Genomic DNA, 12,352 nt, shown 5'->3' with positions numbered 1-12,352 from the left:
CCTGCCGGGATGGAGGGGGACCGTCGCCCCGGTGGGGCGGCGTAAGCCACCGGAATGGCAGGCCTGCCCGGCGTTGCCGCCGGGCGGGCCCTTTGGCAAGGTGCCGTGTTCTGTCGAGGCCTTCCGATGACGCACCCCGGGCCAATCCAGCCGCAGCCCGGTCGCGCGCAGCAGGCTTTACAGCAGCGCCTTGACCTTTTGAGCGACGGCTTCGGCCGTGATGCCCATTTCGGCATAGAGGCGCGGCGCCGGGGCCGAGGCGCCGAAGCCCTCCATCCCCACGAACGCGGCCTTGGCCTCGCGCCCGCGCTCACCGCACAGCCAGCGGTCCCAGCCCTGGCGCACGCCGGCCTCGACCGCCACGCGCACCGCCGCGCCGCCCGGCAGCACCCGGCGGCGGTAGGTTTCGGGCTGGGCGGCAAACAGTTCGAGACAGGGCGCCGAGACGACGCGCGTGCCGATCCCCTCGGCCTGCAGCAGATCACGCGCAGCCAGCGCGATCTCCACCTCCGAGCCGGTCGCCATGAGGATTGCCTGACGCTTGCCTTCGGCCTCGGCCAGCACATAGGCGCCCTGCGCGGTCAGGTTCTTGTTCGTGTGCTTCAGCCGCAGGGTCGGCAGGTTCTGCCGGCTCAGCGCCAGCAGCGAGGGCGTGCGCTCGCTGGTCAGCGCCAGTTCCCAGGCCTCGGCGGTTTCCACCGTGTCGGCGGGGCGGAAGACATGGGTGTTGGGCGTGGCGCGCAGCATCGCCAGATGCTCCACCGGCTGGTGGGTCGGGCCGTCTTCGCCCAGGCCGATCGAGTCATGCGTCATCACATAGGTCACGGGCACGCCCATCAGCGCCGAAAGCCGGATCGCGCCGCGCGCATAATCGGCAAACACCAGGAACGTCCCCCCATAGGGGCGGATGCCGCCATGCAGCGCCATGCCGTTCATCGCCGCCGCCATGCCGTGTTCACGGATCCCGTAATGCAGGTAACGGCCCTGACGATTCTCGGGCGAAAAGATGCCGAGATCCGCCGTGCGCGTGTTGTTCGAGCCCGTCAGGTCGGCCGAACCGCCAAGCGTTTCTGGCATCACCGGGTTCACCACCTCGAGCACCATCTCGGAGGATTTGCGCGTGGCGACCTTGGGCGCGGTCTCGCTGACCTGCTTTTTCAGCGCGCGGATGGTCGAGGCCAGCTTGCGCGGAGCCTCGCCGGCGATGCGGCGGTCGAACTCGGCGCGCTTGCCCTTGCCAAGGCCGTCCAGGCGGGTTTCCCATTCGGCGCGAGCCGCCGCGCCGCGGCTGCCGATCGCCTCCCATGCGGTCTTGACCTCGGCGGGGATCACGAATGGTGCATGGGGCCAGCCGTAGATTTCGCGCACGGTGGCGATTTCGTCATCGCCCAGCGGCGCCCCATGTGCGCCCGCGGTGCCCTGCTTGTTGGGGCTGCCGAAGCCGATCACCGTCTTGCAGTCGATCAGCACGGGGCGATCGGATTTCTTCGCCGCGGTCAGGGCGCGGTCGATATCGGCGGGGTCATGACCGTCGCAGGACAGCACATGCCAGCCGGCAGCGGCAAAGCGCGCGCGCTGGTCAGTGATATCCGACAGGCTGACCGCCCCGTCGATCGAGATCTCGTTGTTGTCCCAAAGCACGATCAGCTTCGACAGCTTCTGCATCCCCGCCAGGCCGATCGCCTCGTGGCTGATGCCTTCCATCAGGCAGCCATCACCGGCGATGACATAGGTGTGGTGGTCGACGATCTTGCGGCCGTAGCGCGCGCGCAGTGATTCCTCGGCCAGCGCGAAGCCCACCGCATTGGCCAGCCCCTGCCCCAGCGGGCCGGTTGTCGTCTCGATCCCCAGCGCGTGGCCGAATTCGGGGTGGCCTGCAGTCTTTGCGCCCCATTGCCGGAAATTGCGGATCTCGTCGAGGCTCATGTCCGGCGAGCCGGTGAGATACAGCAGCGCATAAAGCAGCATCGAGCCATGCCCGGCCGAGAGGATGAAGCGGTCGCGGTCGGGCCAGCCGGGGGCCTTGGCGTCGAACTTCAGGTGCTTTTCGAACAGGACGGTCGCCACATCAGCCATGCCCATCGGCATCCCCGGATGCCCGGATTTCGCGGCCTGGACCGCATCCATCGCCAGCGCGCGGATGGCGCAGGCCTTGTTCCAGTGCTCGGGGTGGCTTTGGCGCAGGGTGCTGATATCCACGGCAGACAGATCCTTCGATGATGGCGCGGTGTGGCTTGCCCGCGCCACTGACCGGCGCGACCTTTGGGCGCGACTGATAGCACCCCTGCGGGCAAGATCAAGCTGACCCCGCAAGCCCTTGTTCACAAAGGGGGAGCATCACAAGCCCGCTTTGGTTTATGATCGCCGCACGGGGGCACGGCCCGATTCGCCCGCCGCGCGGACCGGGATGACAGGATGCAGAAAGCAGGAGAGCATGTTGATGAGCCAGATTTCCGAACTGGAACGGCGGATCAAGTCTGCGCTGGAGCGTATCGCCCAGGCCGCCGAGGCCGCGGGCAGTGCCGCCCCGGCGGCCGCCCCGCAGGCCGCCGCGCCCCCGCCCGCGGGTGACGCGAGCGCCTCGGAGGCCGAGCTTGCCGCGCTGCGCGAGGCGCTCGATGCCGAACGCAACGCCAATGCCCAGCTCACCGAACGGGTGCGCGCGATCAAGGAAAAGCAGGAATCCATCGCCTCGCAAGTCGAGCGCCGGCTTGCCCGCGCCACCGAACAGCTTGATGTCCAGGGGCTGGAGTTGCAGCGGCTCAAGCGCGCCAATGCCCAGCTTGTCGAGGCGAACCGCCAGCTGGCCGAGGCCGCCGAGAAGGGCGACCGGCTTGACCCGGCGGCGGTGAACCGCGCGCTTCAGGCCGAGCTGGAAAGCCTGCACGCCGAGCGCCGCGCCGAGATGGCCGAACTCGAAGAGATCATGGGAGAACTGGAACCGCTGATCGGGGAGCAGGCACATGGCTGAACAGACCATCACCATAGGCGGCAAGGAATTCAACGTCGCCTGCCAGGAGGGCGAGGAACATTTCCTTCAGACCGCGGCAAAGATGCTCGATGCCGAGGCGCAGGTGCTGCTCAGCCAGATCGGCCGAATGCCCGAGAACCGGATGCTGCTGATGGCGGCGCTGATGCTGGCCGACCGCACTGCCGGGCTGGAGGATCAGCTGCGCGACGCCCGCGCACAGCTGTCGAACCGCGAGGCCCGGCTGGCCGAGCAGGAAAACCGCCCCGCCCCCGCGCCCGAGCGCATCGAGGTGCCGGTCATTCCCGACGATGTCACCGACACCATGGCCGAGATCGCCGCCCGTGCCGAGGCGCTGGCCGACCAGGTCGAGGAGCGGCTGAAAGGCGGGTGATCCCCGCCAGGCCGGATGGTCGCGCGACCAGACTGATGCGGAGCCGCGCCCACGCCCAACCGGACGCGCCCGGCGGCCAGTGCCGAATGCCTCCGGCGGGGATATTTTTCTCACAGTGACGCGGCAGGGCGCGAAGCAGTTTCGACGGAAACTGCCCGCATGCCCCGGTTTTGCATTGGAAATGGCTATTCAGCAGCCTGTCAGCGCAGCTTTGCCTCGAGCGCCTGCTTGACCGCGCCGGGCACGAACTTGGTGACATCGCCGCCCAGCCGCGCGATTTCCTTGACCAGTTTCGAGGCGATCGCCTGGTGCCGGGCCTCGGCCATGAGAAACACGGTTTCGATCCGGCTGTCGAGCGCGCGGTTCATGCCGACCATCTGGAACTCGTATTCGAAATCGGCCACCGCCCGCAGGCCGCGCACGATCACCTGCGCCCCCACGTCATGGGCGCAGTCGATCAGCAGGTTCTCGAACGGGTGCACGACGATCTCGGTGCCGGTGCGCGCGGCCAGGGCGCCGATTTCCGCCTCGATCATCGCGACGCGCTCTTCCAGCGTGAAGAGCGGCCCCTTGTCGCGGTTGATCGCCACGCCGATGACCAGCCGGTCAACCAGCGCGCAAGCGCGCGAAATGATATCGACGTGACCCAGGGTGATCGGGTCGAAAGTGCCCGGATAGAGACCGATGCGCATGTTGCTGTCCCTCGCTTTTCGGGCACGCAACTATATTGCGCGCCGAGATGCAAGCGGGTTCAGCGCCCCATGATCATTTCCCTGAGCGATTCCTGCTCCATCGCAAGCTCGTCGAGGCGGGCCTTGACCACGTCGCCGATCGAGATCAGGCCGACCATCTGCCCGTCCTGCAGCACCGGCATGTGGCGGAATCGCCCGGCCGTCATGCGGGCCAGCACCTGGTCGGCTTTTTCCTCGGGGCTGCAATGGCTGATCTTGCGGGTCATCAGGTCGCCCACGGCCTCATCAAGGCATTCAAGGCCGCGCCGGCCCAGTTCACGCACGATGTCGCGCTCGGAAATGATGCCGGACACGGCCTTGCCATCGGTGGATACGACCAGCGCGCCGATGCGCCTTTCGGAAAGCAGGCGCGCGGCTTCGCTGACCGCGCTTTCCGGCGTTATCGTCACGACCTCGGCGCCTACGTCGTTTTGCTGCTTGGACTTGAGAATCTGCTGCACCAGCATGGCGTTTTCCTCCGCGACCTACAATTCCCCATGGTTCGCCGCGCGGCGCCCGCTGTCAAGCGGCTCTGTCAAACCGGCAGGATCATGCGCAGCCGCCGCCGATTCGAGCCGCGCCACCTCGCGCCGCACGCCCTGGGCCAGGGCCTCGGCAAAGCGGTTGAGCCGCTCGAGCCGCCGATCGCTGGCATGGCGCACCAGGTGAAAGGCGCGTGTCAGGGCGATCTGGTCGGGCAGCACCCGGCAAAGCTCGGGCGCCGCAGGGATGGCGAAATCATGCACGATCGCCAGCCCCGCGCCCTGCCGCACCCAGTTGAGCTGCACCGAAACCGAGTTCGACGCCAGCGTGACCGCCTCGCGCCCGGTTTCGGCGAGATAATCAAGCTCCCTGTCGAAGATCATGTCGGGAATATAGCCGATGAAACGATGCGCGCGCAGATCCTGGGGGCTGCGAATCGGCGCATGCCGCGCCAGATAGTCGCGCGAGGCGGCCAGATGCAGCCGGTAATCGGCAAGCTTCTGGACCAGCAGCCGCCCGGCAGTGGGCCGGCTGACGGCGATGGCCATGTCGGCCTCGCGCTTGGACAGGTTGACCACCCGCGGCAGCGCAACGATCTGCACCTCGAGCCCCGGGTTTTCATCGCAGATCGCGGCCACCACCTGCGGCAGCAGAAAATTCGCGCAGCCATCGGGCGCACCGATGCGCACCTGCCCCGAAAGCTGCCCGGGCACGCCGCGCAGCGCCTCGACACTGCCGATCACGGCCTCTTCGACATCGGCGGCGTGGGCCAGCAGGCGCTGGCCTTCATCGGTCAGCGCGTAACCTTGCGGCGAGCGGGCGAAAAGCCGCGCGCCAAGCGCCTCTTCCAGCCGGGCGATGCGGCGGCCCACCGTGGCCGGGTCAAGCCGCAACACGCGCCCCGCGCGGCTGAGCGTTTCGCCCCGTGCCAGTGCCAGAAACACCCGCAGATCATCCCAATCGGCCTGCATCCGCCCCTCGTTTTGCAAAAATGCAATACTTCTTTGGGACCATGCCTGTTTCCAGGCCATTTATGCAAGGCTATGCTGGTTCTTGAAGCATCGAAAAGGAGACGTGTCATGCAGGAGCTTGGCCATTGGATCGACGGCAAGCGCGTACCCGGCCGCTCGGGGCGCTTTGCCGATGTCTACAACCCCGCCACCGGCGAAGTGCAGGCGCACGTGGCGCTGGCCTCGAAAGACGAGCTTGACGCCGCCGTGGCCTCGGCCGCCGCGGCACAGCCGAAGTGGGGCGCCACCAATCCGCAGCGCCGCGCGCGGGTGATGATGGAGTTCGTGCGCCTTCTGAACCGCGACATGGACAAGCTGGCCGAAGCCCTGTCGCGCGAGCATGGCAAGACCATCCCCGACGCCAAGGGCGACGTGCAGCGCGGGCTCGAGGTGATCGAGTTCTGCATCGGTGCGCCGCATCTGCTGAAGGGCGAGTTTACCGACAGCGCCGGCCCCGGCATCGACATGTATTCGATGCGCCAGCCGCTGGGTGTTGTGGCGGGCATCACGCCGTTCAACTTTCCCGCCATGATCCCGCTGTGGAAGATGGGCCCGGCGCTGGCCTGCGGCAACGCCTTCATCCTCAAGCCCAGCGAGCGCGACCCCTCGGTGCCGCTGATGCTGGCCGAGCTGATGCAGGAGGCCGGGCTGCCCGACGGGCTTTTGCAGGTCGTCAACGGCGACAAGGAGGCGGTGGACGCGATCCTGGATAACGAGACCGTCCAGGGCATCGGTTTTGTCGGCTCGACCCCGATCGCCGAATACATCTATTCGCGCGGCTGTGCGGCGGGCAAGCGGGTGCAGTGCTTCGGCGGCGCCAAGAACCACATGATCGTCATGCCCGATGCCGATATGGACCAGGCAGCGGATGCGCTGGTGGGCGCGGGCTATGGCGCGGCGGGCGAGCGCTGCATGGCGATATCCGTGGCCGTTCCGGTGGGCGAAAAGACCGCCGACAAGCTTATCGAGAAGCTGGTTCCGCGCATCGAAAAGCTCAAGGTTGGCCCTTATACGGCAGGCGATGACGTGGATTACGGCCCGTTGGTGACCGCGGACGCGATGAAACGTGTGAAGGGGCTGATCGCCTCGGGCGTGGAGCAGGGCGCGAAACTGGTGATGGACGGGCGCGACTTTGCGCTGCAGGGCTATGAGGACGGCTTTTTCGTGGGGCCCACGCTCTTTGACAACGTCACTCCCGAGATGGACATCTACCGTCAGGAGATCTTTGGCCCGGTCCTCGCCCAGGTGCGCGCGAACAGCTATGAAGAGGCGCTGAAGCTGGCGATGGACAATGAATACGGCAACGGCACCGCCATCTTCACCCGCGACGGCGACACCGCCCGCGATTTCGCGGCGCGGGTGAATATCGGAATGATCGGCATCAATGTGCCGATCCCGGTGCCGCTGGCCTATCACACCTTCGGCGGCTGGAAGAAATCGGGCTTTGGCGATCTCAACCAGCACGGGCCGGACGCCTTCCGCTTCTACACGCGCACCAAGACGGTCACGTCGCGCTGGCCCTCGGGGCTGAAGGAAGGCGGCGAGTTCCATTTCAAGGCGATGGACTGATCCGCCCGCCCGCACGCCAGCGTGCCTGCACCACAAGTTGATCGCCGCCCGATTGATCGGGCGGCGTATCGCGCGCATCCTCCCCGTTTGGAACCGCAGGCGAAAACGGGAGGAAAACATGTCCGATATCACAAGACGTCGCGCCCTTACCGGGGCGTTCGCGCTGGCCGCGGCCGGAGCGGCACTGCACGGCCGTCCGGCCCAAGCCGGCACGACGCATGAGGTGAGCATCGAGGGCTTTGCCTTTCAGCCCGCGGAACTCACCATCGCCGCAGGGGACAGCGTGCGCTTTACCAATACTGACGGCGCGCCCCATGACGCCACCGCCGACGATGGTGCCTTCGAGACCGCGCGCCTCGGGACGGGAAACAGCGATACCATCACCCTCACCGAACCCGGCGTTTACGAATATCGCTGCTCGATCCATCCGAGAATGCGCGGTGTCATCACCGTCGAGTAATCGCACCGCCGCCTGTGCGCTGGCCTGTTTCAGCCAGCGCTGTCTGGCGTATCGACAGCCTCGACAAAGGGTTTGATGTCGATCAGGGGCGTGCCGTCGAAGGCATCGATCGCGTCCACCTCGATCACGCCGCGCGCCGCGTCGATACTTACACAACGCACCACGCCCAGGGCCACCGGGTTCGGCCGCGCGGGCGAGCGCAGCGCGAAGACGCCGGTGGCGCGGTCGCGGTGGCGGGGCTTCTGGCGGATCAGGTCGCGCGGGGCCTCGGCCATCCAGTAAAGCGCGACAAGTCTGTCCCCGGGGGCAATCCCTTCCAGCCCCGCACGATAGGCCGCATCGATCTCGAACCGCGCGCCCTGCCCCGTTTCGCGTGCCGCGCGCAGGTTCTTGGGGCAATCGTCGATCCCCCAGGGCGAGCGGATGCGCCCGATGAACACCACGCCCGCATCGGGGCGTGCGGCGGGGTCGAAATCCAGCCGCGACTCGCCGGTGCGCGGGGCGAAACGGGTTTCACTGGGCCGTGGCATCGTCTTCCTCGTCAGGGCGGCCGCGAAACCCCATGGCCACCACATATTTTTCGGAACTGTCGGCGCGGCTTGCCGGGGGTTTCACATTGGCGACCTTCTCGAAATTGTTCTTGAGAAGCTTCTGCAGATCGCCCTCGGCGCCGCCGGCCAGCACCTTGGCAACGAAAGTGCCTCCCTTTTCGAGCACGTCGAAGGCGAACTCCGCCGCCGCCTCGCACAGCGCGATGATGCGCATGTGGTCGGTCTGCTTGTGCCCCGAGGCCGAAGCCGCCATGTCCGACATCACCACATCCGCCGGCCCGTCGAGCCAGGCCTTCACCTGATCGTCGGCGCCCTCGGCCAGGAAATCGAGCACATGCACCTCGGCGCCGGCAAGCGGCTCGACCTCCTGCAGGTCGATGCCCAGTACACGGCCCTGCGGCTTGCCCTTTGCCTCGCCCAGCGCATTGACCCGCGCCACCGCCACCTGCAGCCAGCCGCCGGGCGCACAGCCCAGATCGACCACCCGCGCGCCCGGACGCAGAAAGCGGAAGCGGTCATCCAGCTCGATCAGTTTGAAGGCCGCGCGGCCGCGATAGCCCTCGGCACGGGCGCGCTGCACATAAGGGTCGTTGAGTTGGCGCTCCAGCCAGCGGGTCGAGGACAGCTTGCGTCCGCGTGCCGTCTTGACCTTGACCTTCAGTTCGCGTTGCCCGCGCCCCGATCCGCTACCCGTTTTCCGCCCCGGTGGTTTCGCCATCAGCCCCTGTCCTGTCAGCCGTCAACAAAGACGCCGGTATTGCACATCTGCGCGTAAAGCAGCCCCTCGCGCAAGCCACGGTCGGCCACCGACATCCGGTCGGTCGGCCAGACCCGCATCAGCGCCTGCAGGATCGCCGCCCCCGACATGATCAGCGCATGGCGGTCGCGCCCGATGCGCGGGTCGACGCGCCGCCCCTCGGGGCCAAGCGCGAGGTATTCGCGGATCACGCTGTCGATCTGGTCGGTCGTCATGCACAGCCCGTCCACGCGGTTGCGGTCATAGCGCGTCAGCCCCAGAAACGAGGCCGCCACCGTGGTGATCGTGCCCGATGTGCCGATGATCTGGAATCCGTCGCGCGCCTGCTCACGGTCATAGGGCGAGAATTTCGCGAGATTCTCCTCGAAGAACCAGCTCATCAGGGCAAAATGCGCGGCATCGTCATCGACATCCCGGAACTGGTCGCGCAGCGTCGCCACCCCCAGCGGCACGCTGATCCAGTCTACCACCCGTGCCGCCGGCCCGTGGCCCTGCTGCTCGGGGTCGAAGCCGCGATGCAGGCGCATGATGGCGCGCGCGCGCTCGCCCGGCGGCACGCCGGAAAGGTCGATCCAGACAAGCTCGGTCGAGCCGCCGCCGATATCGACGACCAGAAGCTGCTCGGTCCGCGGCGACACCAGCGAGGCACAGGAAACCACGGCCAGCCGCGCCTCCTCCTCCGGCTGGATGATCTCGAGCTGCAGGCCGGTCTCGCGCTGCACCTTGCGGATGAAGTCACGCGCGTTCGCGGCGCGGCGGCACGCCTCGGTCGCGACAAGGCGCATGTGGTTGACCCGGTGGCGCTCAAGCTTGCGGCGGCAGATGCGCAGCGCCTGAACCGTGCGCGCCATCGAGGCATGGCCAAGCCGACCCGAGGCCTCAAGCCCCGCGCCAAGCTGGACAGCCTTGGAAAAACTGTCCACCACCTGAAACTGAGCACCCGTCGGCCGGGCGATCAGCATTCGGCAGCTATTCGTGCCCAGATCGAGCGCAGCATAAAGCTGCCCCCGGTCGGGCGGGGAACGGCGCGGCGGCTCTACCGATTTCGGGAACGCGTCCGCGCCGGCGGGACGCTCGGGCGCCATTGATCGCCCTCCAACTCAGGTTGACGCTAAAGGTAGAGGCGGAACCCCGCCCGCGCAAGGGACTGCGACAACCAACTTCCGCACACTCCGCGCAACACCCCGCGCGCGAAAGGCTGTTCCGGCCACGATTTCGCGCTATCCTGACGCGGGTCGCAACGGTGCCGCCTTGTGTCGAAATCGGGCGACGGCGGGGCCTGCGGGCAGCGTAAGCAAGGGCGAAGGGGGAATCACCGATGCCGCAGGTCACGATCGTCTACTGGCGCGACATCCCGGCCCAGGTCATCGTGGGCCGGGGGCGGAGTTCGGTGCGGCGGGTGCTGGCCGAACGCTTCGAACAGGCGATCGACCGCTGCGCGATGAAGGTCGGCGCGCGCGACTCGGACAGCTACCTTGCCGAATGGCGCAAGGCCCCGCTACATGAGGCCGAGGGCCGCGAGGAAGACCTGGCCGAAGCCGAAGCCGCGCGGATCGAGGCCAGCTATGACAGCGCGCGCCTGCGCGCCCTGATCGCAAACGACGGCCGGGCCTGAGGAAAGCCCGGCGCAATGGCAGATTTCTGGGAGAAGATGATGGCACTGTTGAACTTTCGTCGTGAAGAAAGGCGCCCGCGCCCGGCCAACCCGGCGCTGGTGGCCCTCTTGCGGGGATTCTCCATCGAGGTGATGCCGCGCACCGCCGAAAAGATCAGCGACTTCCGCCAGATTCTGCCCGCAGGCACCCGCGTCTACATCGCCCATATCGAGGGGACAGAGATCGCCGACATGGTGGCCACCGCCGCGCGGTTGCGCGCGGAAGGCTTCGAGCCGATGCCGCATTTCCCCGCCCGCATCATCGAAGACAAGGCGATGCTGGCCGACTGGGTTGCGCGCTATCAGGGCGAGGCCGGCGTGAAACAGGCGCTTCTGCTGGCGGGCGGTGTGGCGAAACCGCATGGCGATTACCACAGCTCGATGCAGCTCATGGAAAGCGGGCTGTTCGACGGGTTCGAGCGGCTGCACGTCGCCGGCCACCCCGAAGGCAACCGCGACATCGACCCCGATGGCAGCGACGCGCGCGTGATGGAGGCGCTGCGCTGGAAACAGGCCTTCGCCGCGCGCACCGATGCCGAAATGGCCATCGTGACACAGTTCGCCTTCGAGGCCGCGCCGGTGATCGCATGGGTCGAGCGGCTGGCGGCCGAGGGCATCACCCTGCCCGTGCATATCGGCGCCGCCGGCCCGGCCAAGCTGCAAACGCTGATCCGCTTCGCCATCGCCTGCGGGGTCGGCCCCTCACTGAAGGTGCTGCAAAAACGCGCGCGCGATGTCAGCAAGCTCTTGCTGCCGTTCGAGCCGACCGCGTTGCTCGAGGACCTGGCCGCGCACAAGGCCGCCAACCCCGATTTCGGGATCGAGGCGGTGCATTTCTTCCCGCTGGGCGGCATTGCAGCCAGCGCCGCCTGGACGACCGAGCATGGCGGCGCCGCCGCCACCCCCGCCGCCCCGGCCTGAAAGGCGCCGCCATGACCAGCACCGTGATCGAATCGAAAACCCGCACCGTCACCATCGGCTTTGACGAGCCGTTCTGCGTGATCGGCGAGCGCATCAATCCCACCGGTCGCAAGAAACTGGCCGCCGAGCTGGAGGCGGGCGATTTCTCGACCGTGGAGCGCGACGCGCTGGAACAGGTCGCCTGCGGGGCGATGGTGCTCGATGTGAACGCGGGCGTGGTCTACAATTCCAACCCCGATCCCAACCTGACCGAGCCGCCGCTGATGCGGCAGATCATCGAATTGGTGCAGGGGCTGGTCGATGTGCCGCTGTGCATCGATTCGAGCGTGCCCGCCGCGCTCGAGGCCGGGCTCGAGGCGGCCCAGGGGCGGCCGCTGCTGAATTCCGTCACCGGCGAGGAAGAGCGCCTGGACCTGGTGCTGCCGCTGGTCAAGAAATACAACGTGCCGGTGGTGGCAATCTCGAACGATGACACCGGTATCAGCGAAGACCCCGATGTGCGCTTCGCCGTCGCGCGAAAAATCGTGGAGCGCGCCGCCGATTTCGGCATCCCGGCCCATGACATCGTGGTCGACCCATTGGTGATGCCGGTCGGCGCTATGGCCAGCGCCGGGCGGCAAGTCTTTGCGCTGGTGCGCCGTCTGCGCGAAGAACTGGGCGTGAACACCACCTGCGGCGCCTCGAATATCAGCTTCGGGCTGCCCAACCGGCATGGCGTCAACGCGGCCTTCCTGCCGATGGCGATCGGCGCGGGCATGACCAGCGCCATCATGAACCCCGTCCGTGCCGTCGAAATGGAAGCCATCCGCGCTGCCAACCTGCTGATGAACCACGATCCCAACGGCAGCGAATGG

General features: G+C 67.2%; 14 protein-coding genes. 7 read left to right on the top strand and 7 right to left on the bottom strand.

The annotated features are described in order from the left end of the window. Nucleotides 1-177: 177 nt before the first annotated feature. Complete coding sequence (tkt, locus tag DQ229_RS01695; protein ID WP_114964550.1) at nucleotides 178-2,199, bottom strand: transketolase; 2,022 nt, start codon at nucleotides 2,197-2,199, stop codon at nucleotides 178-180. Nucleotides 2,200-2,440: 241 nt separating this feature from the next. Here tkt and DQ229_RS01690 point away from each other — a divergent pair, with 241 nt between their 5' ends. Together DQ229_RS01690 and DQ229_RS01685 are read left to right on the top strand one after the other, a co-directional pair. Continuing rightward, nucleotides 2,441-2,971 (top strand): hypothetical protein, encoded by a 531-nt coding sequence (locus tag DQ229_RS01690; RefSeq protein ID WP_155326418.1) that lies wholly within the window; start codon nucleotides 2,441-2,443, stop codon nucleotides 2,969-2,971. Next, on the top strand, nucleotides 2,964-3,362 hold the full coding sequence (locus DQ229_RS01685; protein ID WP_114964548.1) for a cell division protein ZapA: 399 nt from the start codon (nucleotides 2,964-2,966) through the stop codon (nucleotides 3,360-3,362). Before DQ229_RS01690 ends, DQ229_RS01685 begins: the two co-directional genes overlap by 8 nt. Before the next feature lie 200 nt (nucleotides 3,363-3,562). Here DQ229_RS01685 and coaD read toward each other — a convergent pair whose 3' ends face one another. From coaD to DQ229_RS01670, 3 genes are read right to left on the bottom strand one after another with little or no spacing between them, the layout of a single operon-like run. Continuing rightward, the gene (gene coaD / locus DQ229_RS01680; protein WP_114964547.1) at nucleotides 3,563-4,054 is read right to left on the bottom strand and encodes a pantetheine-phosphate adenylyltransferase; all 492 of its coding nucleotides are present in this window, start codon (nucleotides 4,052-4,054) and stop codon (nucleotides 3,563-3,565) included. Nucleotides 4,055-4,113: 59 nt separating this feature from the next. Next, nucleotides 4,114-4,560: a CBS domain-containing protein gene (locus tag DQ229_RS01675; RefSeq protein ID WP_114964546.1), complete on the bottom strand. Its 447-nt coding sequence runs from the start codon at nucleotides 4,558-4,560 to the stop codon at nucleotides 4,114-4,116. An 18-nt stretch (nucleotides 4,561-4,578) separates the two neighbouring features. After that, nucleotides 4,579-5,547 (bottom strand): LysR family transcriptional regulator, encoded by a 969-nt coding sequence (locus DQ229_RS01670; protein ID WP_114964545.1) that lies wholly within the window; start codon nucleotides 5,545-5,547, stop codon nucleotides 4,579-4,581. 108 nt (nucleotides 5,548-5,655) lie between these two features. On the opposite strand from DQ229_RS01670, the gene DQ229_RS01665 reads away from it, so the two are divergent. Continuing rightward, a complete protein-coding gene (locus DQ229_RS01665) occupies nucleotides 5,656-7,155 on the top strand; it encodes a CoA-acylating methylmalonate-semialdehyde dehydrogenase (protein ID WP_114964544.1) in 1,500 nt (499 codons plus the stop codon). Between the two features lie 118 nt (nucleotides 7,156-7,273). Continuing rightward, on the top strand, nucleotides 7,274-7,615 hold the full coding sequence (locus DQ229_RS01660) for a cupredoxin domain-containing protein (RefSeq protein ID WP_114964543.1): 342 nt from the start codon (nucleotides 7,274-7,276) through the stop codon (nucleotides 7,613-7,615). A gap of 29 nt (nucleotides 7,616-7,644) precedes the next feature. Here the strand turns inward: DQ229_RS01660 and DQ229_RS01655 are convergent, their stop codons facing one another. The 3 genes from DQ229_RS01655 to DQ229_RS01645 are packed head-to-tail and all read right to left on the bottom strand — an operon-like array spanning nucleotide 7,645 to nucleotide 10,008. Continuing rightward, nucleotides 7,645-8,145, bottom strand: a complete 501-nt coding sequence (locus DQ229_RS01655; protein WP_114964542.1) for an SAM-dependent methyltransferase — start codon at nucleotides 8,143-8,145, stop codon at nucleotides 7,645-7,647. After that, on the bottom strand, nucleotides 8,129-8,884 hold the full coding sequence (locus DQ229_RS01650; RefSeq protein WP_114964541.1) for an RlmE family RNA methyltransferase: 756 nt from the start codon (nucleotides 8,882-8,884) through the stop codon (nucleotides 8,129-8,131). Before DQ229_RS01650 ends, DQ229_RS01655 begins: the two co-directional genes overlap by 17 nt. A 14-nt stretch (nucleotides 8,885-8,898) precedes the next feature. Then, complete coding sequence (locus tag DQ229_RS01645) at nucleotides 8,899-10,008, bottom strand: Ppx/GppA phosphatase family protein (protein WP_114964540.1); 1,110 nt, start codon at nucleotides 10,006-10,008, stop codon at nucleotides 8,899-8,901. A gap of 233 nt (nucleotides 10,009-10,241) precedes the next feature. Here DQ229_RS01645 and DQ229_RS01640 point away from each other — a divergent pair, with 233 nt between their 5' ends. The 3 genes from DQ229_RS01640 to DQ229_RS01630 all read left to right on the top strand — a co-directional run. Continuing rightward, nucleotides 10,242-10,538: a virulence factor gene (locus DQ229_RS01640; RefSeq protein ID WP_114964539.1), complete on the top strand. Its 297-nt coding sequence runs from the start codon at nucleotides 10,242-10,244 to the stop codon at nucleotides 10,536-10,538. A 39-nt stretch (nucleotides 10,539-10,577) separates the two neighbouring features. After that, a complete protein-coding gene (locus DQ229_RS01635) occupies nucleotides 10,578-11,498 on the top strand; it encodes a methylenetetrahydrofolate reductase (RefSeq protein ID WP_114964551.1) in 921 nt (306 codons plus the stop codon). Between the two features lie 11 nt (nucleotides 11,499-11,509). Further along, a partial coding sequence (locus DQ229_RS01630) for a methyltetrahydrofolate cobalamin methyltransferase (protein WP_155326417.1) occupies nucleotides 11,510-12,352 on the top strand: 843 nt, incomplete at its 3' end.

The organism is Alkalilacustris brevis (assembly GCF_003350345.1).
GTDB lineage: Bacteria > Pseudomonadota > Alphaproteobacteria > Rhodobacterales > Rhodobacteraceae > Alkalilacustris > Alkalilacustris brevis.
The sequence above is the reverse complement of the archived record's forward strand: the minus strand, read 5'-3'. Positions and strand labels throughout refer to the sequence as shown.